At 66.1% G+C, this 22296-nt stretch carries 25 protein-coding genes and 1 pseudogene; 7 read left to right on the forward strand and 19 right to left on the reverse strand.

Translation table 11 applies throughout. The features are described from left to right. Positions 1-4: 4 nt before the first annotated feature. The 14 genes and pseudogenes from ptsH1 to FEJ81_RS05110 all read right to left on the reverse strand — a co-directional run bounded on the left by ptsH1 (position 5) and on the right by FEJ81_RS05110 (position 13674). Positions 5-298 carry a phosphocarrier protein HPr gene (gene ptsH1, locus FEJ81_RS05045; protein ID WP_138244251.1) on the reverse strand — a complete coding sequence of 98 codons (294 nt, stop codon included), beginning with the start codon at positions 296-298 and terminating at the stop codon, positions 5-7. Next, positions 298-768 carry a PTS sugar transporter subunit IIA gene (locus FEJ81_RS05050; protein WP_138244252.1) on the reverse strand — a complete coding sequence of 157 codons (471 nt, stop codon included), beginning with the start codon at positions 766-768 and terminating at the stop codon, positions 298-300. Before FEJ81_RS05050 ends, ptsH1 begins: the two co-directional genes overlap by 1 nt. A gap of 36 nt (positions 769-804) precedes the next feature. Continuing rightward, a complete protein-coding gene (locus FEJ81_RS05055) occupies positions 805-2010 on the reverse strand; it encodes a PTS fructose transporter subunit IIC (RefSeq protein WP_138244253.1) in 1206 nt (401 codons plus the stop codon). A gap of 204 nt (positions 2011-2214) precedes the next feature. Further along, the gene (pfkB, locus tag FEJ81_RS05060; RefSeq protein ID WP_138244254.1) at positions 2215-3123 is read right to left on the reverse strand and encodes a 1-phosphofructokinase; all 909 of its coding nucleotides are present in this window, start codon (positions 3121-3123) and stop codon (positions 2215-2217) included. Then, on the reverse strand, positions 3120-3884 hold the full coding sequence (gene glpR / locus FEJ81_RS05065) for an HTH-type transcriptional regulator GlpR (RefSeq protein WP_138244255.1): 765 nt from the start codon (positions 3882-3884) through the stop codon (positions 3120-3122). Before glpR ends, pfkB begins: the two co-directional genes overlap by 4 nt. A gap of 245 nt (positions 3885-4129) precedes the next feature. Continuing rightward, positions 4130-5110 carry a 3-isopropylmalate dehydrogenase gene (gene leuB, locus FEJ81_RS05070; RefSeq protein WP_138244256.1) on the reverse strand — a complete coding sequence of 327 codons (981 nt, stop codon included), beginning with the start codon at positions 5108-5110 and terminating at the stop codon, positions 4130-4132. A gap of 61 nt (positions 5111-5171) precedes the next feature. Next, a pseudogene (locus FEJ81_RS05075) lies at positions 5172-6084 on the reverse strand (DMT family transporter). Between the two features lie 189 nt (positions 6085-6273). Next, entirely contained in the window at positions 6274-6906 is a 633-nt protein-coding gene (gene leuD, locus FEJ81_RS05080) for a 3-isopropylmalate dehydratase small subunit (protein ID WP_138244257.1), read from the reverse strand. Continuing rightward, the gene (gene leuC, locus FEJ81_RS05085; RefSeq protein ID WP_138244258.1) at positions 6903-8324 is read right to left on the reverse strand and encodes a 3-isopropylmalate dehydratase large subunit; all 1422 of its coding nucleotides are present in this window, start codon (positions 8322-8324) and stop codon (positions 6903-6905) included. Before leuC ends, leuD begins: the two co-directional genes overlap by 4 nt. After that, a complete protein-coding gene (locus FEJ81_RS05090; RefSeq protein ID WP_138244259.1) occupies positions 8321-8611 on the reverse strand; it encodes a hypothetical protein in 291 nt (96 codons plus the stop codon). Before FEJ81_RS05090 ends, leuC begins: the two co-directional genes overlap by 4 nt. A 9-nt stretch (positions 8612-8620) precedes the next feature. Beyond that, complete coding sequence (ilvC, locus tag FEJ81_RS05095) at positions 8621-9673, reverse strand: ketol-acid reductoisomerase (protein WP_138244260.1); 1053 nt, start codon at positions 9671-9673, stop codon at positions 8621-8623. Then, a complete protein-coding gene (ilvN, locus tag FEJ81_RS05100) occupies positions 9666-10328 on the reverse strand; it encodes an acetolactate synthase small subunit (protein WP_138244261.1) in 663 nt (220 codons plus the stop codon). Before ilvN ends, ilvC begins: the two co-directional genes overlap by 8 nt. Beyond that, positions 10325-12136: a biosynthetic-type acetolactate synthase large subunit gene (gene ilvB / locus FEJ81_RS05105; RefSeq protein WP_138244262.1), complete on the reverse strand. Its 1812-nt coding sequence runs from the start codon at positions 12134-12136 to the stop codon at positions 10325-10327. The genes ilvN and ilvB overlap by 4 nt, the downstream gene beginning before the upstream one ends. A 326-nt stretch (positions 12137-12462) precedes the next feature. After that, positions 12463-13674 (reverse strand): LeuA family protein, encoded by a 1212-nt coding sequence (locus tag FEJ81_RS05110; protein WP_229504778.1) that lies wholly within the window; start codon positions 13672-13674, stop codon positions 12463-12465. Between the two features lie 501 nt (positions 13675-14175). Between FEJ81_RS05110 and FEJ81_RS05115 the strand changes: the two genes are divergently transcribed. Together FEJ81_RS05115 and FEJ81_RS05120 are read left to right on the forward strand one after the other, a co-directional pair. Continuing rightward, entirely contained in the window at positions 14176-14631 is a 456-nt protein-coding gene (locus FEJ81_RS05115; RefSeq protein WP_138244264.1) for a ferritin-like domain-containing protein, read from the forward strand. A gap of 369 nt (positions 14632-15000) precedes the next feature. Then, positions 15001-15291 (forward strand): DUF5779 family protein, encoded by a 291-nt coding sequence (locus tag FEJ81_RS05120; RefSeq protein WP_138244265.1) that lies wholly within the window; start codon positions 15001-15003, stop codon positions 15289-15291. A gap of 62 nt (positions 15292-15353) precedes the next feature. Here the strand turns inward: FEJ81_RS05120 and FEJ81_RS05125 are convergent, their stop codons facing one another. Further along, positions 15354-16040 carry a VOC family protein gene (locus FEJ81_RS05125; RefSeq protein ID WP_138244266.1) on the reverse strand — a complete coding sequence of 229 codons (687 nt, stop codon included), beginning with the start codon at positions 16038-16040 and terminating at the stop codon, positions 15354-15356. A 243-nt stretch (positions 16041-16283) separates the two neighbouring features. Here FEJ81_RS05125 and FEJ81_RS05130 point away from each other — a divergent pair, with 243 nt between their 5' ends. Next, positions 16284-16967 (forward strand): hypothetical protein, encoded by a 684-nt coding sequence (locus FEJ81_RS05130; RefSeq protein ID WP_138244267.1) that lies wholly within the window; start codon positions 16284-16286, stop codon positions 16965-16967. Between the two features lie 75 nt (positions 16968-17042). Beyond that, complete coding sequence (locus FEJ81_RS05135; RefSeq protein WP_138244268.1) at positions 17043-17465, forward strand: MPN domain-containing protein; 423 nt, start codon at positions 17043-17045, stop codon at positions 17463-17465. A 31-nt stretch (positions 17466-17496) separates the two neighbouring features. On the opposite strand, the gene FEJ81_RS24125 is transcribed toward FEJ81_RS05135, so the two are convergent. Further along, complete coding sequence (locus FEJ81_RS24125) at positions 17497-17619, reverse strand: hypothetical protein (protein WP_267877927.1); 123 nt, start codon at positions 17617-17619, stop codon at positions 17497-17499. A gap of 117 nt (positions 17620-17736) precedes the next feature. Further along, complete coding sequence (locus FEJ81_RS05140) at positions 17737-17946, reverse strand: ribbon-helix-helix domain-containing protein (RefSeq protein ID WP_006179895.1); 210 nt, start codon at positions 17944-17946, stop codon at positions 17737-17739. Positions 17947-18069: 123 nt separating this feature from the next. On the opposite strand from FEJ81_RS05140, the gene FEJ81_RS05145 reads away from it, so the two are divergent. Further along, positions 18070-18399 carry a DUF5789 family protein gene (locus FEJ81_RS05145; protein ID WP_138244269.1) on the forward strand — a complete coding sequence of 110 codons (330 nt, stop codon included), beginning with the start codon at positions 18070-18072 and terminating at the stop codon, positions 18397-18399. 127 nt (positions 18400-18526) lie between these two features. On the opposite strand, the gene aglJ is transcribed toward FEJ81_RS05145, so the two are convergent. Both aglJ and aglM read right to left on the reverse strand, forming a co-directional pair. Beyond that, positions 18527-19534 (reverse strand): S-layer glycoprotein N-glycosyltransferase AglJ, encoded by a 1008-nt coding sequence (aglJ, locus tag FEJ81_RS05150; RefSeq protein WP_138244270.1) that lies wholly within the window; start codon positions 19532-19534, stop codon positions 18527-18529. 141 nt (positions 19535-19675) lie between these two features. Continuing rightward, positions 19676-20965: a UDP-glucose 6-dehydrogenase AglM gene (aglM, locus tag FEJ81_RS05155; protein ID WP_138244271.1), complete on the reverse strand. Its 1290-nt coding sequence runs from the start codon at positions 20963-20965 to the stop codon at positions 19676-19678. A 188-nt stretch (positions 20966-21153) separates the two neighbouring features. Here aglM and FEJ81_RS05160 point away from each other — a divergent pair, with 188 nt between their 5' ends. Together FEJ81_RS05160 and FEJ81_RS05165 are read left to right on the forward strand one after the other, a co-directional pair. Further along, on the forward strand, positions 21154-21717 hold the full coding sequence (locus tag FEJ81_RS05160) for a hypothetical protein (protein ID WP_138244272.1): 564 nt from the start codon (positions 21154-21156) through the stop codon (positions 21715-21717). Further along, positions 21701-22228 (forward strand): metal-dependent hydrolase, encoded by a 528-nt coding sequence (locus tag FEJ81_RS05165; protein ID WP_138244273.1) that lies wholly within the window; start codon positions 21701-21703, stop codon positions 22226-22228. Before FEJ81_RS05160 ends, FEJ81_RS05165 begins: the two co-directional genes overlap by 17 nt. Positions 22229-22296: the final 68 nt, after the last annotated feature.

A 22296-nucleotide genomic window follows, 5' to 3' on the forward strand; every position in this document is an offset into this window, starting at 1 on the left:
CGGTTCAGGTCCCCGAGCTCGATTCGGCCGCGGACTCGGTCTCGGGCGTCGAGAGCAGTTCCTCGAGGTCGTCGAGCGCCGCCTCGGCGTCGTCGCCCTCCGCGATCAGCCGGACGTCCTCTCCGCTGGCGACGCCGAGGCTGGTCACGGCGAGCATGCTCGCGGCGTCGACCGGATCGTCCCCGTCGGCCGGGGCGACCCGCACGTCGGCGTCGAACTCGGTCGCCGTCTCGACGAACGTCGCAGCCGGCCGCGCGTGGAGCCCGTCCTCGGGGACCACGGTGACGGTGCGCTCCATCACGCGACCGCCTCCGTGATCGTCTCCTCGATCGCCGCCTTCGAGTCGGCCTCGTGGAGGCGCTCGCGGACGTCGTCGTGCATCAGGGCCCGCGAGAGCGAACTCAGGAGTTCGAGGTGGTCCTCGCCGCCCTCGGCGGGGACGAGCAGCATGAACAGCAGCGTCGCCGGCTCGCCGTCCATCGCGTCGAAGTCGATGCCGGCCGAGGAGCGCGCGAAGACGATGGTCGGCTCGGCGACCGCGTCGGTCTTCGCGTGCGGGATGCCGATTCCCATGCCGACGCCGGTCGTCGTCTCTTCCTCGCGGGCCAGCAGCGCCTCGAGGGCCGCCTCGCGGTCGGTGACGCGGCCGGCGTCGACCGCGCGATCGAGCAGGAACTCGATCGCGGCCGCCTTCTCCGCGGGCGGTTCCTCGAGCGTGATCAGTTCGGAAGTCAGTACGGCGTCGATTTCGGGTTCGGTTTGAGTCATCGTCTGATCGCTGTGGTGGTATCGGCCATCGCGGCGTTAGTCGTTTGTCTGTCCTGCGTTCGTCTGTCCGGAGTCCGTCACGGATTTTGCGGGTTTGGCGCCGGCGACTCGCTCGTGGTAGTCCGGCTTGATCAGCGTTGCGACCGTGGCCGTGATCGCCGTCCCGAGCGCGATGCAGCCGAGGAACAGCCAGAGGCTGTTCGAGAGGAACATGACGAAGATGCCGCCGTGGGGCGCCGGCATCGTCACCCCGAGCCAGAGCGCGGCCGCGCCGGCCGTCGCGCTGCCGACGGCCGCCGACGGGATGACCCGGAGCGGATCGGCGGCGGCGTAGGGAATCGCCCCCTCCGTAATGAACGCGAGGCCGAGCGGCACGGCCGCCTTCGCGTTCTCGTACATTTCCGCGGCGTACTTCTGGGGTGCGATGAAGTTCGAGAGCGCGAGGCCGAGCGGCGGGACCATCCCGCCGATCATCACGGCGGCCATCGGCGCGAAGATCTGCTCGCCGACGAGAACGGTCCCGAACACGTACGCGACCTTGTTGACCGGGCCGCCCATGTCGACTGCCATCATCCCGCCGAGGATCGCCCCGAGCAGGATGGCGTTCGACCCCTGCATCCCCTCGAGTGCGGACGTCAGCGCGTCGTCGAGGATGGCGATCGGGACGCCGAGTCCGAGGATGACGATCGGCGCGAGCAACAGCGTTGTGAAGACGGGAATCACGAGGATCGGCATCATCTGCGAGACGACCGACGGCACCGACCAACCCTTCATCCAGCGGGCGACGTAGCCCGCGAGCAGGCCGGCGACGATCGCGCCGAGGAAGCCGGCGGTCGCCCCCTCGGCTTCGAACCCGATGACCAGACCGGCGGCCTCGATGATCGCCTCCTGTTGGATCGCCCACGAGAGGATGAATCCGGGTGCGAGTCCGGGTTTGTCCGCGATCGCGTACGCGATGTACCCGCCCAGTACGGGGATCATCATCGTTAGTCCGAGGTCGCCGATCTGGGCCAGGTACCACGGAAGGGTCCCCGTGTCCTCGAAGACGGTCTCGGTGGTCGCTCCGGCGCCGGGCACCGTGATTCCAAGAACCGTCTCTGGCAGCTCGGCGACCATGAACGCGAGCGCGAGGCAGATCCCGCCGATCGTCACGAACGGGATCATAAACGATACGCCCGTCATCAGGTCCTCTTTCACAGACGTGAGGTGCGTGCGAAGTCCGTTTGCTACCCTATCGTTCATTATTATCTAACACGCTATAGCGAAACATTCGCATCTCTGTGGCAAAATAGTTTCGAGTATGTTTGTTTCTTACCGAACCTTATATTATTAAGTCGTGGGCGGAGACGGACGGGACGCGTCGAGGCGGTCAGTACGGGAGGAGTACAATCGGTTGCGTCACCGTCGGTCACACCGATCGGTTCGATCGAATGCAATCGCGCTCGATCAGTACGTCGACACCGCGATCGCGTCCCGCTCAGTGCTGACATCGGTCAGCGACGGGACCTGGGTCCCCGAGACGGAGACGACGCGCGACGAGACCGCGACGCCGGATCGGAGCGCCTGAGCGGCCGACTCGCCGCGCGCGTACGCGGCAAGGACGCCGGCCAACAGGGAGTCGCCAGCGCCGACGGTATCGACCACGTCGACGTTCCTCGCAGGTGCGTGGAGATGTCGTTCCGGGGTCGCCATCACGGCGCCCTCATCACCGAGGGAGGCGACGACGCGCTCGAAACCGTCCGCCCGAAGGGCCTCGGCGGCCGCGAGCGCGTCCCGAACGCCGTCGATCCGGGTTCCCGTCGCCGCCGCGAGTTCCTCGAGGTTCGGTTTGCAGAGCCCATACTCCCCGTCAAGTTCCGAGAGCGTCGCGCCGTCGACGTCCACGACCGTCTCCCAGGGTCCGGCGTCGGCGAGCCGATCGATCGCGTCGGGGCCGACGCCCTTCGGGCGACTGCCGGCGATGACCACCGTCTCGGGGTCGTACTCGCGCAGTCGGTCACCGATCGTCTCGATCGCGACCCCCGAGACCCGCGGGCCGTTCTGGTTGATCTTGTACTCGCCGTCGGCCGTGAGGACGGTCGTGTTCAGCCGGGTCTCGCCTTCGATCTCGACGAAATCGGTCGCGATCCCGCCCGTCGACAGTTCGTCCCGGAGGAACCGCCCGAGCCGGCCGCCGGCCAGGCCGGTCGCGACGGTGTCGACACCGAGTGCCGTCAGGTACTTCGAGACGTTGATCCCCTTGCCGCCCGCGTCGTAGCGGTACTCGTCGGCGCGCGCGATCGCACCGTCGGCGAGCGCGTCCGGCAACTCGACCGTGTAGTCGACTGCCGGGTTGAGTGTGACGCTCGCGATCATCCAGCCTCCACCCCGACAGTCACGTCGGCCGCCGAACACGTCTCGGCGAGTTCACCGGTTGGTTCGGCGTCGGTCACCAGCACGTCGACGTCCTCGAGGGTGGCGAACTGGGCGAAGCTCCGCTCTCCGAACTTGGTCTCGTCGGCGACGAGCACGACGCGCTCGGCGCTCTCGACCATGAGTTGTTTCATACGGGCTTCGTCCTCGTTGGGGGTCGTCAGGTTCCCGTCGTCGGAGAGGGCGTTCGTTCCGAGAAAGAGGAGGTCGAAATTCGTTCGCTCCATGAACGCCTCCGCACTCGGGCCGACGAGCGCCCGCGTCCGGTGGCGAAGCGTCCCGCCAGTGAGCTTCACGTCGGTCGCCTCCTTCCCGAGTTCGAGCGCGAGCAGCGGGGAGTTGGTCACCGGAATGAAGGAGATGTCCGTCGGCACCTGCATCGCGACCTGCATCGTGGTCGTCCCCGAGTCGAAGAAGACGACCTGACCGTCGTGAATCTCCGTCACCGCCCGCGAACCGATCGCGGCTTTCGCCTCGAGGTTCTGGACCTCCTTCTGTCCGTAGGTCTGCTCGCGGCCGACCGCCGTCACCGGTACGGCCCCGCCGTGGGACCGCTCGATCAGTCGCTCGTCCTCTAGCTCGTCGAGGTCACGCCGAATCGTCGCCTTCGACACGCCGAGCTCGTCGGCGAGCGCGTCGACCGAGCAGCCGTCCCGATCCGAGACGAGTTCGACGATCTTCCGCTTCCGCTGTTCGGGTAACATGGGGATCGTCTTCGATACCGTCTCGGGTCTGCACGGTTTTATTTGTTTATGCCGATCTATGCGATCGTTTCTGTTTGCATAGAACGATCGTGGGACGGATCGCGTTCGCTCGTCGGCTACAGGCAGCGCGAAACGACGGCGGGCGAAAACGAAACGCGAACCTGGGCCGGTGCCGGACTCGAAAACAGACCTCGGAACCGGACCGAAAGCCGGCACCGAAACTGAGCAGAACTCGCGCCGGGCGGTTACAGTCGGTCGATAATCGCTTCCGTCACGTCCTCGGTCGAGGCGTCGCCGCCCAGATCCGGCGTTCGCGGCCCGTCCTCGAGCGTCGCCTCGACGGCCTCGTGGACGCGGTCGCTCTCCGCGTCGTAGCCGAGGTACTCGAGGAGCATGGCGGCGGAGATGATCGTCGCGGCGGGATTCGCGATCCCTTCACCGGCGATGTCGGGCGCGGTACCGTGGACTGGTTCGAACAGCGCGCGATCGGGGCCGATGTTGGCCGAGGGCAGGAGACCGAGACCGCCCACGAGCCCGGCCGCCAGATCCGAGAGTACGTCGCCCGCGAGGTTCGGACAGACGACGACATCGAACTGCTCGGGGTCGAGACAGACCCGCGTCGCGAAGGCGTCCATCAGCACCTCGTCGGTTTCGACGCCGTTCGTTTCGGCCACGTCGCGGACCGTATCGCGGAAGAGTCCGTCCGTCTCGCGCATGACGTTCGCCTTGTGTGCGATGGTGAAGCCGTCGTGGTCGTCGCCGGAGACGTACTCGCAGGCGAAGTCGGCGAGTCGTTCGGAGGCCGACTCCGTGACGACGCGGGTGAGCGTCGACACGTCCTGCGTGAGCCGATCCTCGTGGCCCGCGTAGACGCCCTCCGTATTCTCGCGGAGGAAGACCAGATCGGTCTCGGGCCGGACGGCGTCGATCCCCGGATACGCCTTCGCGGGGCGGACGTTGACGAACGAATCGACGGCCGTTCGGAGCGGCAGGATGACGTCCGCCGCCGTCTCGCCGGCCGCCCCGAACAGCGTCGCGTCGGCCGACGCCGCGAGGTCGTAGGTCTCTTGTGGCAGCGCCTCGCCCGTCTCTTCTTTCACGGCGTCGCCCGCGTCGGCTTCGACGAACTCGAAGTCGATCTCGAGGGCCTCGAGGACCGCGACCGCGGCGGGTGTCACTTCCTGTCCGATCCCGTCGCCCGGAATGACGGCGATTTCGTGAGTCATACACACCCATCGACGTGGGCCCGAAAAGAGGGTATCGATACCGTCATCGCTCGCGTCCGATTCAGGGGCTTCCGACGCCCGTCGAGAACCCTACCGCGTCGGCGATCGCACGGCGTTTGAGCAGCCCGAAGCCCGCGGCGACCAGCACGAAACCGGCGAGCGTCAGCGCGCTGATCGACTCGTCGAGTAAGACGATGCCGGCGATCGTCGCGACGATCGGTACCAGATAGCCGATCAGCGCCGCCTCGAACGCGCCGTGTTCCTCGAGGATCGCGAAGTAGATCATGAACGCGATCGCGGTCGCGAAGACACCGAGGTAGAGCAGCGCCCCGACCGAGACGGGGCCGACGACATCGGCGCTGGGAACCTCGCCCGCGCCGAGGCTGACGGCGTGCAAGACGAGGCCGCCGACGAGCATCGACCAGCCGACCAGCGGCAACTGCTCCAGGGTCAGGCCGGCCCGCTGGATCAGGACGCCGCCGAGCGCGACGCTACAGACCTGTCCGACGATGAGCAGTCTCGGGGCGGTGTCACCCGCGAGCAGGTTCCCCGGATCGGGCTGGACGATCAGGCCGACGCCGAGGAAGCCGACCGCGGCACCGGCGGTGCCGAGCCCTGAGAGGCGCTCGCCCAGCAGGGGGATCGCCCACAGCGCGGTGATGACCGGCACCAGCCCCTGGAGGATCGCGGCGACACCGCTGGGGACCGTCTGCTGGCCGAGGAAGAGCAGGCCGTTGCCGGCGATGAGGAAGACGCCCCGCCCGCGACTGCCGCGAGGTCGTTCCGCGCGGTCGGCCGCCAGTCGTCGACCCGGACGCCCGCGGCGGCGAGCAACAGCAACGCCGCGATATCGTACCGAGCGGCGGCGAAGAGCAACGGCGGGAGCGACTCGAGACCGATAGAGATCGACGGAAAGGAAAGACCCACAGCACGGCCAGAGACAGAAACATCGCCACGTCGCGGTTCCGAGACATACCCGACGTTACGGACTGGCGCCGAAAGCGGTAGCGGTGCCGGCACGGGTCTCCCGCTTCCGGTATGATCGCGAATCGCTCGAATCCGACCGCTCGAGCGAGGACTGCGAGACGAACGGCCGACTGCGATGTCTCTGGCGATAGGTCCAGTACAAGGGGAAAACGGCAATCTCGAAGGGGTCGAGCGAGTTATTCGGCTTCCGGAATCGCCGCGCCGTCGACGTACGGCAGCTCTCGAGCCTTCTCGCGGACTGCGCCGGCGTTGGACTTCATCAGCGCCGTCGTGTCCCAGACGCCGTCGACAAGCGCCTTGCGCTGGGCGTCGTCGACGGTGACGTCGATCGTCGTGTCGCCGTAGGTAACTTCCTCGGCCTCGACGTCGATGTCGATCTCGCCGTCGGGGTTCGCGTCGACCCAGTCCTGCAGGGTCTGAATCGTCTCGCTGTCGGCGGTCACGGTCGGAATACCGAGCGCCAGACAGTTGCCCGCGAAAATCTCGGCGAAGCTCTCGCCGATGATCGCGTCGATCCCCCAGCGCATCAGGGCCTGGGGGGCGTGCTCGCGGGAGGAGCCACAGCCGAAGTTGCTGTTGACGACCATCACTGAGGAGTCCTGGAAGCGGTCCTCGTTGAACGGGTGCTCTTTCTGGTTGTCGTCGTCGAACCGCAGATCGAAGAACGCGAACTCGCCCAGTCCGTCGAAGGTGACGACCTTCATGAACCGCGCGGGAATGATCTGGTCGGTGTCGATGTCGTTGCCCCGGATGGGGACGCCAGAGCCGGAGACGTAGTTAACTTCGGGAATCTCGACTTCGTCCGTCATGCGAGGTTCACCTCCTTCAGATCGCGCACGTCAGAGACTTCCCCGGTGATCGCTGCGGCGGCGACCATCCGCGGGTTCATCAGTACCGTGCGGCCGTCCTTCGACCCCTGTCGGCCGACGAAGTTCCGGTTCGAGGAGGAGGCACAGGCCTCGTCGCCCTCGAGTTGGTCCTCGTTCATGCCGAGACACATCGAACAGCCGGCGTTGCGCCACTCGAAGCCGGCTTCCTCGAAGGTGTCTTTGAGTCCTTCCTCCTCGGCGGCTTTTTGGACGCGCTGGCTGCCGGGGACGACCATCGCGCGAACGTCGTCGGCGACCTCGCGGCCCTCGACGATCCGGGCGGCGCGTCGCAGGTCCGGCAGGCGGGCGTTCGTACAGGACCCGAGGAAGGCCACGTCGATGTTGTAGCCCTCCATCGTGTCGCCGGGCTCGACGCGCATGTGCTCCTGTGCGCGTCGGGCCGTGTCCTGTTTCTCGTCGGCGAGTGACTCCGGCTCCGGAATCGGGTCGGAGATGCCGATCCCCTGTCCCGGCGTGGTCCCCCACGTGACGACCGGCTCGAGTTCGTTCGCGTCGATGTGGACGACATCGTCGTACTCGGCGTCCTCGTCGCTCCGGATGGATTCCCAGTACGGCTTGAGTTTCTCGAACTTCTCCGGGTTCTCCTGGAAGTAGTCGGTCTCCGCGAGCCACTCGTAGGTGGTCTCGTCGGGGTTGACATAGCCCGCGCGAGCGCCGCCCTCGATGGACATGTTACAGATCGACATCCGGCCTTCCATCCCCAGCGACTCGATGGCCTCGCCGGCGTACTCGTAGACGTAGCCGACGCCGCCCTCGGTGCCGAGTCGGCGGATGATCTCGAGGATGACGTCCTTCGCTTCGACGCCGTCGCCGAGTTCGCCGTCGACCTGGATTTTGCGGACCTTCTGTTTCTCCATGGCGATGGTGCCCGTCGCGAGCACGTCGCGGATCTGGGAGGTCCCGATCCCGAACGCGAGCGCGCCGAATGCGCCGTGCGTGGAGGTGTGGGAGTCGCCACAGACGATCGTCTTGCCGGGTTGGGTGATGCCCTGCTCCGGACCGATGACGTGGACGATCCCCTGATCGCCCGTCGTCGGGTCCGAGAACTCGATGCCCGCGTCGCGGACGTTCGCCTCGAGTTCGGCCATCATCTCCTCGGCCGCGTCCTCCTTGTAGGGCCGGGACTGGTCGGCCGTCGGCACGATGTGGTCGACCGTCGCGTGGGTCAACTCGGGGTAGGCGACCTCGAGGTCGCGCTCGCGGAGCATCCCGAACGCCTGCGGGCTGGTCACCTCGTGGATGAGGTGGAGTCCGACGAACAGCTGATCCTGTCCGGTCGGCAGTTGGGTTACTTTGTGTCGATCCCAGACCTTGTCGTATAGCGTGCCCTGACTCATTTCTCGTCTCCTACGGTGTCGCGCTCGACGCGGCGACCGTGTTCGGTGCCGCGCTCGAAGACGCGGTTGGCGTCGTCGGCCTGTTTCGGCGGCGTGTGGTCGACGCTACGCATCGTTTCGTCCGTCTCTGTGCGCCCGTTTTCGCTGGCTTCGGTCGCAGCCGACTCCCCGCCGTCGGCGACGACGGTCGGCCCGCGGCTGAACAGCCGACCGGCCGTCTCTCCCGTGTAGGGATTGGTGTGGCTGACGTCGGCCATCGTCTCCGTTGTGTCGTCGGTCTCGCTCATGTGCTTTCGTTAGTCGTCCGCCTGCACCTGGACGGACTCGTCTTCGTCTTCACTCTCTTCCTCGGCCCACGCGAAGAGGTCGCGCAGTCGGCTGCCGACCTCCTCGATGTCGTGGTTCTGCTCGGCGTTCCGAAGCTGACTGTAGCTCGGCCGGCCGGCCTGGTTCTCGACGATCCACTCGCGCGTGAACTCGCCGTTCTGGACCTCCTCGAGGACCTCTTCCATGTTCTCCCGAACCGACTCGTCGACGATCCGGTCGCCGCGGGTGAGACCGCCGTACTCGGCGGTGTCGGAGACGGAGTTCCACATCTCCATGTTCCCGCCTTCGTACATCAGGTCGACGATCAGTTTGAGCTCGTTGAGACACTCGAAGTAGGCGATTTCCGGCGAGTAGCCCGCGTCGACCAGCGTCTCGTAACCGTGTTTGACCAGCGAGGTGACGCCGCCACACAGCACCGCCTGCTCGCCGAAGAGGTCGGACTCGACCTCTTCCTGGAACGTCGTCTCGATGACGCCGGCGCGGGTACAGCCGATTCCCTTCGCGTACGCGAGGGCGCGCTCTTCGGCGTCGCCGGTCGTGTCCTGATAGACCGCCAGCAGTCCGGGGGTCCCCTCGTCGTTCTCGTAGTTGCGGCGGACGAGGTGGCCCGGGCTCTTCGGCGCGACCATCGTCACGTCGACGCCCTCGGGGGGCTGAATCTGGTTGTAGTGGATGTTCAGGCCGTGGGCGAACTGCAGCGTGTCACCCTCCTCGAGGTTGGGTTCGATGGCGTTCTCGTAGACCGACGCCTGGACGGTGTCGGGCACGAGCACGGAGACGTAGGAGGCCTGTGCGACCGCGTCGGCGGGCGTCTCGACGGTCAGTCCGTCGGCCTCGGCGGCCGATCGCGAGGACGAACTCTCGCGCAGGCCGACGATCACGTCGACCCCGCTCTCGTGGAGGTTCAGTGCGTGGGCGTGGCCCTGGCTCCCGTAGCCCAGCACGGCCACGGTCTCGTCGTCGAGCGTCGATACGTCTGCGTCGTCGTCGTAGTAGATGTCGGTGGTGAAGTCGTCAGTCATCGTCTGCTGGTGTGTATTGGTCGTCGTGGTTCGCCTCGTCGGCGGGCTGTGCTGTCGAACTGGGAGCGGCCGTTCGGTCCGTGCCGCGGGCCAGCGCCGTCGTCCCCGTCCGGGAGATCTCCCGAATCCCGAACTGGCTGAAGGTGTCGATCGCGGCCTCGATCTTCTGACGCGCGCCGGTCACTTCGATCGTCGCCGTCTCCGGACTCGAGTCGACGGTCTTCCCGTCGTACATGTCCGCGACGGCGGCGACCTGATCGGGGCGCTCGGCGTCGACCTTGATCAGCGCCAGCTCCCGGCGCATCGCGTCGGGCTCGAGTTCCCGGACCGAGATGACCGGCACGAGCTTGCGCAGCTGTTTCTCGATCTGGTCGATCCCCGGGTCGGGCTCCTCGACGACGATCGTGATCCGCGCGCGATCCTCGTCTTCTGTCGGGCCGACGGTCAGGCTCTCGATGTTGAACTGCCGCCTCGAGAACAGTCCCGAGACGTCCGAGAGCACGCCGGGTTCGTGTGTGACCAGCGCCGAGATGACGGTCCGGCGGGGCTCGTGGGTCGCTTCGACCTCGGGGTCGATGCGAATGCCCTGCTTGTTGCGCCGCCCCGTGGGGGACGGTCGCTCCTCGGGTTCAGGTCCCTCGAGTCCGCGTTTCATAGCTGGTCCTCCGTCAGTGCGAACTGACCGTTGTCGCCGCCACTGGGAACCATCGGGTAGACGTTGGCGTCGGGGTCGATGTGGACGTCGATCACCGACGGGCCGTCGTAGGAGATCGCCTCGTCGATCGTCTCGGCGACGTCGTCGTAGTCGTCGATCCGGAAGCCGCAAGCGCCGAATGCCTCGGCGAGCTTGTCGAACTCGGGCATCCAGCCGTAGTCCGACGCGGAGTGGCGGCCGTCGAAGAAAGCGTCCTGCCACTGGCGGACCATGCCGATGTACTCGTTGTTGAGCACGGCGACGGTGATGTCGAGTTCCTCGCGGACGGCGACCGACAGCCCCTGCAGGGTCATCAGGAACGAGCCGTCGCCGTCGATACAGACGACCTCCTGATCGTCGTCGGCCGCGATCCGCGCGCCGATGGCCGATGGCAGCCCGTAGCCCATCGTCCCGAGACCGTGACTCGAGACCCACGTGCGGGGCTCGGTGTAGGTCCAGTACTGGCAGGCCCACATCTGGTGTTGGCCGACGCCGGTGGTGACGATCGCGCGGTCGCTCGTGGCCTCGTCCAAGGCCTCGATGACGAACTCCGGCTGGACCGGTTCGTCTTCCGGCGCGTCGTAGGCCATCGAGTAGTCGGACTTCCACTGCTGGCACTGCGCGCGCCACTTCTTGGCTTCCGGCGACTCGTCGACGGCGTCGGACAGCTGCTCGACGACGGTTTCGGCGTCGCCGACCAGCGGGTAGTCCGCGTAGATGTTCTTCGAGATCTCCGCGGGGTCGATGTCGACGTGGATGAGCTCTGCCTCGGGCGCGAAGGTCTCGATCCCGCCGGTCAGTCGGTCGTCGAACCGGGTGCCGATGCCGATCAGCGTGTCGCAGTGGGTGATCGCCATGTTGGCGTAGCCGGTGCCGTGCATCCCCGCCATCTCGAGGGAGAGCTCGTGATCCTCGGGGAACGAGCCGATGCCGGGCATCGTGGTGATGACCGGGATCTCGTGCTCGATGGCGAACTCCCGGCAGGCCTCGCTGGCCTCGCCCTTGATGACGCCGCCGCCGAGCAGCAAGACGGGTCGGTCGGCGTTCTCGATCCGCTCGGCCGCGGCCGCGACGATCTCCTCGTCGGCCCGCTCTTGGACCTCGTAGGTGTCGGGCACCTTCGGCGCGTCCGGCTCGCGGTCGGTCTCGCCGTTCGTGATGTCTTTCGGCAGGTCGACCAGCGTCGGCCCCGGTCGACCCTCGCGGGCGAGTGCGAACGCCTCGCTGACGTCGCTCCCGACGTGATCCGAGTCGCTCGAGAAGGTGTTTTCCTTCGTGACCGGGGTCGTGACGCCGGTGGTGTCGGTCTCCTGGAACGCGTCGTTGCCGACGAACTCCGTCGGAACCTGCCCGGTTAGCGCGAGCAGCGGGTCCGAGTCCATGTCGGCGTCGGCGATGCCGGTGACCAGATTGGTCGCGCCCGGCCCCGACGTTGCCAGACAGACGCCCGGCTCGCCCGAGACGATGCCGTAGGCGTCGGCCGCGTGGGCCGCGCCCTGCTCGTGGGCCATCGTCACGTGGTAGATGTCCGAGTCGTAGAGCGCGTCGTAGACGGGCATGATCGCCCCGCCTTGCACGCCGAAGGCGTACTCGACGCCCGCGTTCTCGAGTGCGCGCACGACGGATTCGGCACCCGTCGTGACGGGATCGGTCGTGGTCTCGGACTCGGTCGACGCGTCGGTGGCCGCGTCGGGCGCGGCGCTGTCGGTGATTTGGTCGTCGTCCTGTTCGTCGTCCGCTGGCGTGACCTTTGCTGCGCGTTCGCTCATCGGTTGTCTCCCGCCGTTTGCAGGCGATCGGGTGGTGTACGGTAGTATGTCATCTGCTGGATTGGTGATCGCTCGGAGAACGATACCGCGAATTCGGGTCCGGGGCTACGAAGTGCTGAAAATGGGGCTAGAACGCCCCTACAATACGAATCGGAGCGAGCGCGCTGTTGCCGACCGTGCGAACGCGAGCCGACAGTGGAGCGCGGACCGTCATTACTGTCTACGTAGCTCTCTCGAGGGACATAATCGTTACGGGTCACTCGAGTCCGACTGCTCGAACGCGATACCCGATGCTCGCGGACGGTGGCAAACGGGGAGGACATCCCTCAGGCGCGCACCTCCTCCTCCTCCTCGTGCTGACGCTCGATATCGGCCTCTTCGGCGAAGCGCTCGAGGTCGTCGACCGTGACACGGCGCTTCTCGGCCCCGTAGTCTTTGACCCGGCGGGTGACCGCACGGACCTGCTCGTCGGTGGGGTCGAACCCGGATTCGACGAGCCGTTCGCGGACCGAGTGGGTCCCGGTGTGTTTCCCCATGACCAGTCGGCGTTCGGCACCGACCATCTCGGGGGTCATGACGCCGGGTTCGAAGGTATCGGAGTTCTCGATGACGCCGGCGGCGTGAATGCCGCTCTCGTGGGAGAAGGCGTTCGAGCCCACGACGGGCTTGTTGCCCGGCGTGTCCATCCCGCTCTTCTCCTCGACGACGTTCGAGAGCTCGGTGATGCGCGTCGTGTCGATCCCGGTGTCGCACTGGTAGAGCGACTCGACGGCCATCACGTACTCCTCGAAGGCGGCGTTGCCGGCCCGCTCGCCGATCGAGTTGACCGACACCTGCGCCTGTGCCGCACCCGCTTCGATGCCGGCCAGCGCGTTGGCGGTGGCCAACCCGAAGTCGTCGTGGGTGTGGACATCGATCTGCGCGTCGGTGTGGGCACAGACCTTCTCGATCATGGCCCGGAACCGGGTCGGCGTGGCGACGCCGCAGGTGTCGGGAATGTTGATCCAGTCGGTACCCGCATCCGAGACCGCTTCGATGACCTCAATCAGGTACTCCTCGTCGGTTCGGGTCGCATCCATCGGCGAGAACATGCAGGTCGCGCCCGCCGCTTTGATGCGTTCGACCGACTCGACTGCTTGCTGTACGACTTCCTCCCGGGTGGCGTGCATCGAATCCTCGATCTGGACGTCGCTGGTGCTGACGAACGTGTGCACCATCTCGACGCCGGAATCGAGGGCCGCTTCGATGTCCTTGTCGACGACGCGGGCTAACCCGCAGGTCGTCGAACTGGTCGCCGAAGCGATATCACGAACGGCTTCGAACTCCGCGTCGGAGTTGACGGGGAACCCGGCCTCGATGACGTGGGTTCCCATGTCGTCCAGAATGGACGCGATCTGCCGTTTGTCGTCGTAGGAAAACGATGTGCCGGGCGACTGCTCGCCGTCCCGGAGGGTCGTATCGAAGACACGTGCTGACTCTATTTCGTCAGTGGAATCTAACGTGCCCTGGAAGAACTCGACCCCCCTGATTGGTATCAGAGGATGGGCTGTCTTGTGAAGACATTGTATCTGAATCCGAGGTGCGACGATATATATAAAGCTACCGCTGTCGACGACGATTCATGGTATCTAATAACACCCACCATCAATAATCAAGGTTCGAAAACCGAAGGACGGCGTCGGCCTATTATTGACTCGTACATCCTAGTATTGTTTAGTCCGATTCGGCCGAGCGGCGCGAATTCCGCGTCTCGAGCGCGAATGATCGCCCACCCACGGCCAATCGGCTCGCTCGAGCGCTGGCGCGCGCTCTGCTGTGGACGTTCGGTCGGTACCGCTTCCCGAATCCCGCCCCGAAATAAAAATCGTCCAATTTCGATGTGATTCGAAGACGGGCAGCCAGTTATCGTCGCCGGGACTCGATGGTCACGCTCGAGGCTGCGGTATCGACACGTCGACTGAGCCCCGAATCTGCGACATGAACGACGACGCAAGCGCGCGTATCAGGACTTTATGCCCGGTCGTGGTAGGGGAGCGCGCATGACGACCGACGAGATCACCGATCTGCTGACGGAGGCGTACAACGACGAACTCGAGACCGTGATGAACTACCTCTCGAACGCGATCGTGCTGGACGGCATTCACGCCGAGGAAGTGAAGACGAGCCTCGAGGAGGACATACAGGAAGAACTCGACCACGCCCAGATGATCGGCGAGCGATTGAAACAGCTCGACGAGTCCCCGCCCGGCTCGGAGTCGTTCGAGGCCAACCAGCACAGCCTCCAGCCGCCCGAGGACACGACCGACGTCCAGTCGGTCATCGAGGGCGTCCTCGAGGCCGAGGAGGACGCCATCGAGACCTACCGGTCCCTGATCGAGGCCGCGACCGAGGCGAACGATCCCGTCACGGAGGACGTGGCGGTGACGATCCTCACCGACGAGGAGGCCCACCGGACGGAGTTCCGCGGGTTCCAGAAGGAGTTCCCCATGGACTGATCGTCTCGTACTCGACAGTGATCGGGAGTGAACGGGTGCGCGCCGCTACGTGCCGCGCAACGACGAACGGACACGGTCGTGTGTCGGTGAGCGGTCGGACCAAAGAATAGCATCCGCGAGCGAACGGATGCGCGGCGCTTTGCGCCGCGGAAAGGCGAACGGCGAAGCCGTGAGCCAGTGAGCGAGCGGGCCGAGGAATCCTCGAAGCCGCGCCGGTGGCGCGGCTGAGGGGGTGACGACGTGCTTTTGATCGACCTTTTACCGAGGGACGGTGCGCTGTGCGGCAGCTATGGTGCCGCCAGCGCGACAGACCGCAGCGTAAAAGGTCGATGCCGAACGTTTTTCTCGTACCGCTTCCACCCAGCCCGTATGAGCGATTTCGACCTCGACCTTCGGACCGTCGAGGAGCACATCGACGACGAACTCGAGATCGAGGGCAGCATCGTCCTCGGCGTTCTCGACGGGGAGACGCCGGCCGACGAGTGGCTCGAGGCGATCTCGAAGGGGAACGTGCTGGTACTGAACGTCGACGGCGACGTCAACGATCTGGCCGCCGGATTCGCGCGGGACGTCAAGGAAGCGGGCGGGAACCTCGTCCACTTCCGGGGCTTTCTGCTCGTCGCGCCGCCGGGTGTCGACGTGAGTACCGAACGCCTCTGAGCGGACTCGAAATCGGCGACGAAGGGGTGTGAGTCAATGCTGTCGGCGTCGGAGAACAGGAGTCACGGCGCGGTAAACGTCAGAAAGTGGCCGTCCGGATCGCGGACGACGATTTCCGCCTCGGTCTCCCGCTCGAGCGAGCCGATCCGGTCCCGGACCGCCGCGAGCGCCGCGCTCGGATCGTCTGTCTCGAACCCGAGGTCGACGTGGACGCCGCCGCGGGCGTCGGCGATGCCGAGATGGGGTTCCCAGAGTTCGAGGGCCATCGGCCCGTGTAGTCGCACGCGCTTGCGGTTCTCTCCGGTATCGACGGTCTCGAAGCCCAAATCCTCGTAGAACTCCCGTGCGCGCTCGAGGCTCTCGACCTCGAGGACGACCTCGAAGATCCCATCGATTCCGGGGCCGGCCACATCCTGTTGGCCGAGTTCGACGCAGTTGCCGTCGGGATCGTACAGGTACAGCGACCGCGCGGGGCCGAACTGGGCTTCCTCGAGGTCGTACTCGTCGTCCAGTCGGTCCCACCAGTCGTCGTACTCGTCCTCGGGAATCGAGAACGCGAAGTGCGTGTGCAGACCACCCCGCGGGAGGTCGTCGGGGCGGCGGCAGACGAGATCGGTCTCGCCGGCCGCGAAGGCGAGTTCGTCCGCCCCGTGTTCGCTGACGGTTAGCCCCAGTTGCTCCTCGTAGAACTCCCTCGCCGACTCGAGGAACTTTGCCTCGAGGGCGAGCCAAGCCAGCCCGGTGAGCATGCCCGACCGTACGCGAAGCGGGTGCATAGAAGCGTCGCCGGCAGTCCCCGCCGAACGGTCCGTGAGCGACCGCTCGCAGTCGTCGATGCTCGAGACACATCGGGGCCGCGTCCCGGACCGTTCGCCTCTAGTAGCCACTGAAACGATTCACACACTGATCACAACGTAGTCCGGCGATCAGGTGTGCATTGACTTTCAGTGGCTACTATACGTTTATGGGCTGTGCGGCCGTATCACGCTCGTATGAGCTTCCGCGTCGACGAGCGCGCGACCGACTTCCGCGAGATCGACCGCTTCGACGGCGGCGTCGGCTGGATCGCCCACCCCGACGAACGGATGCAACGCGCCAGCCACGCCCTCGCGGTAGACGGCGAGGTCTGGGTCGTCGACCCCGTCGACGCAGAGGGGATCGACGACCTGTTCGCCGAGTTCGGCGACGTGGCCGGCGTCGTCGTCACCCTCGATCGGCACAAGCGCGACGCCGCCGCCGTCGCGGACCGACACGACGTTCCCGTCTACCTCCCCGAGTTCTTCGAGGGCGTCACCGGGGAACTCGACGCCGCGGTCGCCCGCTTCGACAACGAACTCTCCGATACCGGGATCCGAGCCATCACGCTCATCGATAGCCGCTTCTGGCAGGAAGTCGCCCTCTACAACCCGGCCGACGGGACGCTCGTCGTCCCCGAATCGGTCGGCACGGCCGAGTTCTTCCTCGCCGGCGACGAGGAACTCGGGGTCCATCCCATGTTGCGACTAACACCACCGCGGACGCCACTCCGCGGCGTCGCGCCCGAACGCGTCCTCGTCGGCCACGGATCCGGCGTGATGGACGGTGGTGCGCGCGTCCTCGAGGCGGCGCTCGCCGGGTCCCGAAAGCGAGCCCCGCGGCTGTACGCGTCGACGGCGTGGGAAATGCTCCCCTTCTAACGATAATCGACAGCGCGGAGCGACGCCATCCCGCGCGAGGCATACATCTAACTACCCCGCACCCAAAGCAGCCCTGTGGTCTACGTAACCCGCGGGCTCGTCGACGTCTTGCTGGATCTCGCCAGCGACGCCGATCCCGACGACGTGACGACCGGCGTCTCGGTCACCCCGGCGAGCGACCTCGAGGGCGCGGACGGAATCCCGCCCGAGACGCCGGTCTTCACCGACTTCTTTCTCCCCGACCCCGGTAATCCCGTCAACGCCGTCTTCGGCGTCGATCTCTCGACGCCCGCCCGCCAGACGCAGGGCCGATTCGTCTCCCACCCCGTCGGTGAACTCGAGGTGACGCGACGGGACGATCTGGCGCAGGTGATCTTCGTCGCCGTCCCGCCGTGGGAGGTCGACGAGCGGTCGTTCGGCGCGTTCGACCGCAGCGGGACGCGCCAGCCCCTCGAGATCGTCGACGCCTCGCCGCCGGGGCAATCGCTGACGGACTGAGTCGCGCGCTCGAAAAAGACGGGACGGTGCGTTATGCGATCGGTACCGGGACCTCGTCGTCGCCGATAATTCGATCGATGATGCGACCGGAGTTCCGATCGCGCTCGTCGCCGTCGTCGGAGTCGTCTGACGGGAAGTTCGGAACGTGTGGCATACTCTCGACCCCGTCGGAACTAGTGCCTCGAGGCCCAAAAGCACTGTTCTCAGACGCCGAGCGATGGAGTTGCTGCGACGGCGACGAATGAGGGAAGACGAACGATGACGGACCGAACTACTCGAGGTAGCCGAGTCCGCGGAGCTGTTCGGTGATCTCCTCGAATTCAGCTTCGGTGAGTTCGCCTTCCTTCTGGTGTTGGATGACGATGCTGCGCAACAGGAACCGAACGAGGTCGCTCGTACTCTGGAAACTCGTTCCCTCGATGGTGTCCTCGACCCGGTCCGCGAGGTCCTTCGGGATCGACACCGTGGTATACTCGGTCATATCCCATACTCCGTCGCGGGGCCCAAAGGAGTGTCGACAGGCAGCGACCTGCTGGTCCAGTCGGCTCGCCGCCGACCGTCTCCACAGCCATTTTTATATCTGGCTCCGTAGCGGGTGCTAGGTATGGGAGTTCGGCCACCATCGAGCGGAGACGACGAGGAACCCGACAGTATCGAGTTCGGCATCGCCGCCGTCGACGCTCATCTCAGGAATTCGGACCTGTCTTTTCCGGCGACGAAAGACGATATCAGGGCCGAAATCGGCCACGAGCGCATCCCCTACGACGTTCACGGGAACGACGTCCCGCTCAGCGAGATGCTCGCCGAAGTCCCGGCTGAGGAGTTCGATTCCCGACAGGAGCTATTGAACGCGCTCCACAAGCCGTTCGAAGCGTACCGACGGAACAACTCGAACGGCGTCGTCGCACAGTTTCGCTCGCTGTTGCCGTTCTGAACCCGGGTCGGCGTCGTCCACTGATCGCTCGTCGCTGGCTCCGGTCACAGGTGTCGGGGACGAACGTATTGTTTTGATCTCGGACGCTGAGAAACGGACACTGCGAAGACCCGATTCACGACGTCCGTTACTCGTCGCGCGAGTCTCGAGCGATCCGCTCGAGGCGGCGTCGCTGCTCGCGGTGGAGGGTCACGAGCATGTCCGAGAGGACGCCGAACATGAGCAGCTGGACGCCGAGGAGAACGGCGGCCGCGGAGGCGAGCGCCATGATCTCGTGGCCCTGCTGGTACTGGATCCACTCCCAGAGGACGTAGGTCGCGATGAGGCCGCCCGACAGGATGCCGGTCACGCCGAGGCTCCCGAAGTAGAACAGCGGGTTGTTGGTCTTGGCCAGCGAGTACAGCGCCAGCAGGATCGTCCCGCCGTCTCTGACCGGGTGGAGATTGGTTTCTGACTCGTCGGGCCGGGCGCTGTAACTGATCGGGACGACCGTCGTCTCGACGCCGTGTTTGACACACTCGACGGCGAGTTCGGTCTCGATCGTAAAGCCGTCCGAGTCGAGCGAGAGCCGCTCGAATGAGTCGACGGTAAACGCCCGATAGCCCGACAGGATGTCCTCGTAGTTCGCGCCGTGGACGAACCCGAACGCGCGGTTTATCATCCGATTGCCGAAGCCGTTCAGGGCGCGCATCGCGTCGTCGTCCATATCGGCGAAGCGGTTGCCGATCACGTGCTCGTACCCCCGCGAAAGCGGCTCAAGCATCTTGTCGGCGTCGGCCGGATCGTAGGTGCCGTCGCCGTCGACCATCAACACGTACGGGACCGTGATGTACTCGAGGGCCTCGCGAACGGCTTGGCCCTTTCCGTCGCCGGACTGGACCAGCACCTCGGCACCGTGTTCGCGGGCGATCTCGCGCGTGTCGTCGCTCGAGTCGCCGTCGACGATGACGACGTTCGTGTACCCGTGCTCGTAGAAGCCCTCGATCACGTCGGCGATCGTCGCCGCTTCGTCGAGCGTTGGGATGAGTATGCAAACGTCGTCGGACGAGATCTCGCGGGCGTCCTCGGTCACGGCGACCGTCCCCGCGCCGTCCGAAAGGATACTCGAGCCCGCACGAACCGCGTCATCTTCCATCGGGCACTATTCCCCCTCCGAACTGCAAAAGGCTACTGATTGACCAGTGTCGGGCTTTTACGTCGGCGTGCTGCTGGCACTCTCGGTTCCGAACGCGAAGGGCGATCACGGTCGGTCCCTCGGAACGCGGCCATCACCGCGTTACCAAGTCAGTCCCTCGTAGACCTCGAGGGCGTCTTCGTCGATGTCGATCCGCCGACCGTCGACCACGACCGACCGGGCCATCCCCTCGAAGGAGAGGTCGTCGAACTCGGGCCAGTCGGTCGCGACGACGGCACCGTCCGCCCCCTCGAGTGCGCCCTCGGCCGACTCGGCGTACTCGATTTCGGGGTAATCGGGCCGGACGTTCTCGATCGCGACCGGATCATACGCGACGACGTCCGCGCCGCGATCCGCGAGGTACTCGATCACGTCCAGCGCGCGGGACTTCCGAACGTCGTCGGTGCCGGGCTTGAACGACAGTCCGAGGACCGCGATTCGGGCCCCCTCGAGGTCGACGTGATCCGCGAGCAGGCCGACGAGCCGTCGCGGCTGCTCGTCGTTGACCGCGACCGCGGCGTCGAGCAGTTCGGGGTCGTACCCCTGCTCGCGAGCGCCGGCCCGCAGGGCGTTGACATCCTTCGGGAAACAGGAGCCGCCCCAGCCGAGGCCCGAGCGCATGAACCGTTCCGAGATCCGATCGTCGAGGCCGACCGCCTCGAGCACCTCGTAGGCGTCCGCGTCGTACTCCCTGGCGATGTTGCCCAGTTCGTTGACCAGCGAGACTTTCGACGCGAGGAAGGCGTTGTTCGCGTACTTGATGAGTTCGGCCTCGCGGATGTCCGTCTCGACGAGGTCCGTCTCCTCCCGTTCGAGGATCGGCGCGTACAGTTCGCGCAGCGTCGCGGCGGCTCCCTCGCTCGCCGTTCCCAAGACCACCTTGTCCGGCTCGAGGAAGTCCCCGACCGCGGTCCCCATCCGGAGGAACTCGGGGTTCATCGCGATCTCGATGCCGTCCCCGAGCGGGGTTCCCGATTCGGACTCGAGGATCGGGCCGACGACGTCTTCGGTGGTGCCAGGCAGGACCGTGCTCTTGACGACCACGAGGTGGTCGTCATCCTTGTCCGCTAGCGCGCGGCCAAGCGACTCCGCGCCGGCCCGCATGATCGCGAGGTCGAGGCTCCCGTCGTCGGACTGGGGCGTGGGCAGACAGAGGAAGGTCACGTCCGTATCGCGGACATCGTCGTACTCGGTCGTCGCGCGGAGGGTCGTACCGGCGTGCTCGGCGATTCGCTCCGCGAGGCCCGACTCGTGGATCGGGGCCTCGCCGGCGTTTATCGCGTCGACGATGTCCTCGTTGATCTCGATGTTGATCACGTCGTGGCCGAGGTCCGCGAGGCAGGCGGCGACGGTGGTGCCGACGTAGCCGCTGCCGACGATGGAGACGTTCATAGCGGACGAGACGCGCCGGTCTCGTTAGTCCCTTTTGGGTTCGGTCGGCTCGAGACGGATCCGCGCTTTTCGGCCGACTATCCCCGAGCAGGGACGCCGAAACGCGCTCGAGCGGCCGGACCGACCGCGATCAGTGACCGTCACGAACACGAAAGCTATTCTTGCTATTCGGACGCCTCTAGAAAGGCATGCAGGAACCCTTCGGCCAACGCGGTCGCCTCGTGGCAGGCGTCGTCCTCCTCGTCGTTCTGGCCGGATTCGTGTGCTGGGCCGGCACGATCCCCGGCGATCTGACGGATAGCGACCATCCGACCGAGGTCGACGTGACCCAGAACCGCGAAGCCTACGTCGGCGATCGTGTGGCCCTCGGCGGCCGAGTCGTCGAGACGGATCCCGTCGTTATCGCGACTCGCGCCAGCGGCTCCGGCAGGTTCACCCTCGTGAACGCAAACGAGGGGCTCCAGAACGGGGACGAACCGCTCGAGCGGGGCGACAGCGTGACCGCCTTCGGCACGCTCGAGGACGAGTCGACCCTCGTCGCCGAGCGCACGACGATCGGTGATACGGCCGGGACGGCGTACATGCTTCTCGTCTCCTTTGTCGCCGGCCTCTGGGTCGTCGGCCGATTCGCCCGCGACTGGCGATTCGATTTCGACCGACTCGCGTTCGTCCCTCGGGACGACCCGCTCTCCCTTCGGGACGTGACCCCGTGGCCTCGAGGGTCTGCGAGCGGAGGTGATCGCGGTGCCTGACGTCCTCACGCACGCTATCGTCGGCTACATCATCGGGACGGTCCTGTCGATTCGCTACCCGCGACTGCGGCGAGCACACGTCACGCTCGCGATGGTCGGCGCGCTCTCGCCCGACTTCGTGAAGGCCGATCTCGCGTTCCCGGACGAGTTCGTCAGCTATCTGCTCGGCGTTCCGTTCGCGTGGGGACCGCTGCACACCCTCGGCGGAACGATCGTCGTCGCCCTCCTCGGATCGCTCCTGTTCGCCCCCGAGCACCGCCGAGACGCGGTCCTCTTGGTCGCGATCGGTGCGGCGTCACACCACCTCCTCGATCTGGGACTCATGACGCCGACTGGGTACTCCTACGCCGCGTTCTGGCCGTTGACCGAGTACCGGCCGCCCTCGGGCGGGCTCTACATGAGCACCGACCGCTGGCCGGCACTCGTCGCCGGCCTCTGTGGCGTCCTCGTCTGGGGATTCAAGCGACGAGTCGATGCGCGACGGACGGGGAGTTCGGCGTCCCTCGAGTGAACTCGCGTCGTCGCTCGATAAAGAGTGCGGCGCGTGCTCGAGCGGCGGCGACAGCAGTGAGCGGGTGC

This window comes from Natrinema versiforme (assembly GCF_005576615.1).
Lineage (GTDB): Archaea > Halobacteriota > Halobacteria > Halobacteriales > Natrialbaceae > Natrinema > Natrinema versiforme_A.

Excerpts from the sequence above, each read along its gene's own strand:
- ptsH1 (WP_138244251.1), bottom strand. The coding sequence starts at position 298 with ATGGAGCGCACCGTCACCGTGGTCCCCGAGGACGGGCTCCACGCGCGG.
- FEJ81_RS05050 (WP_138244252.1), bottom strand. The coding sequence starts at position 768 with ATGACTCAAACCGAACCCGAAATCGACGCCGTACTGACTTCCGAACTG.
- FEJ81_RS05055 (WP_138244253.1), bottom strand. The coding sequence starts at position 2,010 with ATGAACGATAGGGTAGCAAACGGACTTCGCACGCACCTCACGTCTGTG.
- pfkB (WP_138244254.1), bottom strand. The coding sequence starts at position 3,123 with ATGATCGCGAGCGTCACACTCAACCCGGCAGTCGACTACACGGTCGAG.
- glpR (WP_138244255.1), bottom strand. The coding sequence starts at position 3,884 with ATGTTACCCGAACAGCGGAAGCGGAAGATCGTCGAACTCGTCTCGGAT.
- leuB (WP_138244256.1), bottom strand. The coding sequence starts at position 5,110 with ATGACTCACGAAATCGCCGTCATTCCGGGCGACGGGATCGGACAGGAA.
- leuD (WP_138244257.1), bottom strand. The coding sequence starts at position 6,906 with ATGACGGACGAAGTCGAGATTCCCGAAGTTAACTACGTCTCCGGCTCT.
- leuC (WP_138244258.1), bottom strand. The coding sequence starts at position 8,324 with ATGAGTCAGGGCACGCTATACGACAAGGTCTGGGATCGACACAAAGTA.
- FEJ81_RS05090 (WP_138244259.1), bottom strand. The coding sequence starts at position 8,611 with ATGAGCGAGACCGACGACACAACGGAGACGATGGCCGACGTCAGCCAC.
- ilvC (WP_138244260.1), bottom strand. The coding sequence starts at position 9,673 with ATGACTGACGACTTCACCACCGACATCTACTACGACGACGACGCAGAC.
- ilvN (WP_138244261.1), bottom strand. The coding sequence starts at position 10,328 with ATGAAACGCGGACTCGAGGGACCTGAACCCGAGGAGCGACCGTCCCCC.
- ilvB (WP_138244262.1), bottom strand. The coding sequence starts at position 12,136 with ATGAGCGAACGCGCAGCAAAGGTCACGCCAGCGGACGACGAACAGGAC.
- FEJ81_RS05115 (WP_138244264.1), top strand. The coding sequence starts at position 14,176 with ATGACGACCGACGAGATCACCGATCTGCTGACGGAGGCGTACAACGAC.
- FEJ81_RS05120 (WP_138244265.1), top strand. The coding sequence starts at position 15,001 with ATGAGCGATTTCGACCTCGACCTTCGGACCGTCGAGGAGCACATCGAC.
- FEJ81_RS05125 (WP_138244266.1), bottom strand. The coding sequence starts at position 16,040 with ATGCTCACCGGGCTGGCTTGGCTCGCCCTCGAGGCAAAGTTCCTCGAG.
- FEJ81_RS05130 (WP_138244267.1), top strand. The coding sequence starts at position 16,284 with ATGAGCTTCCGCGTCGACGAGCGCGCGACCGACTTCCGCGAGATCGAC.
- FEJ81_RS24125 (WP_267877927.1), bottom strand. The coding sequence starts at position 17,619 with ATGCCACACGTTCCGAACTTCCCGTCAGACGACTCCGACGACGGCGAC.
- FEJ81_RS05140 (WP_006179895.1), bottom strand. The coding sequence starts at position 17,946 with ATGACCGAGTATACCACGGTGTCGATCCCGAAGGACCTCGCGGACCGG.
- FEJ81_RS05145 (WP_138244269.1), top strand. The coding sequence starts at position 18,070 with ATGGGAGTTCGGCCACCATCGAGCGGAGACGACGAGGAACCCGACAGT.
- aglJ (WP_138244270.1), bottom strand. The coding sequence starts at position 19,534 with ATGGAAGATGACGCGGTTCGTGCGGGCTCGAGTATCCTTTCGGACGGC.
- aglM (WP_138244271.1), bottom strand. The coding sequence starts at position 20,965 with ATGAACGTCTCCATCGTCGGCAGCGGCTACGTCGGCACCACCGTCGCC.
- FEJ81_RS05160 (WP_138244272.1), top strand. The coding sequence starts at position 21,154 with ATGCAGGAACCCTTCGGCCAACGCGGTCGCCTCGTGGCAGGCGTCGTC.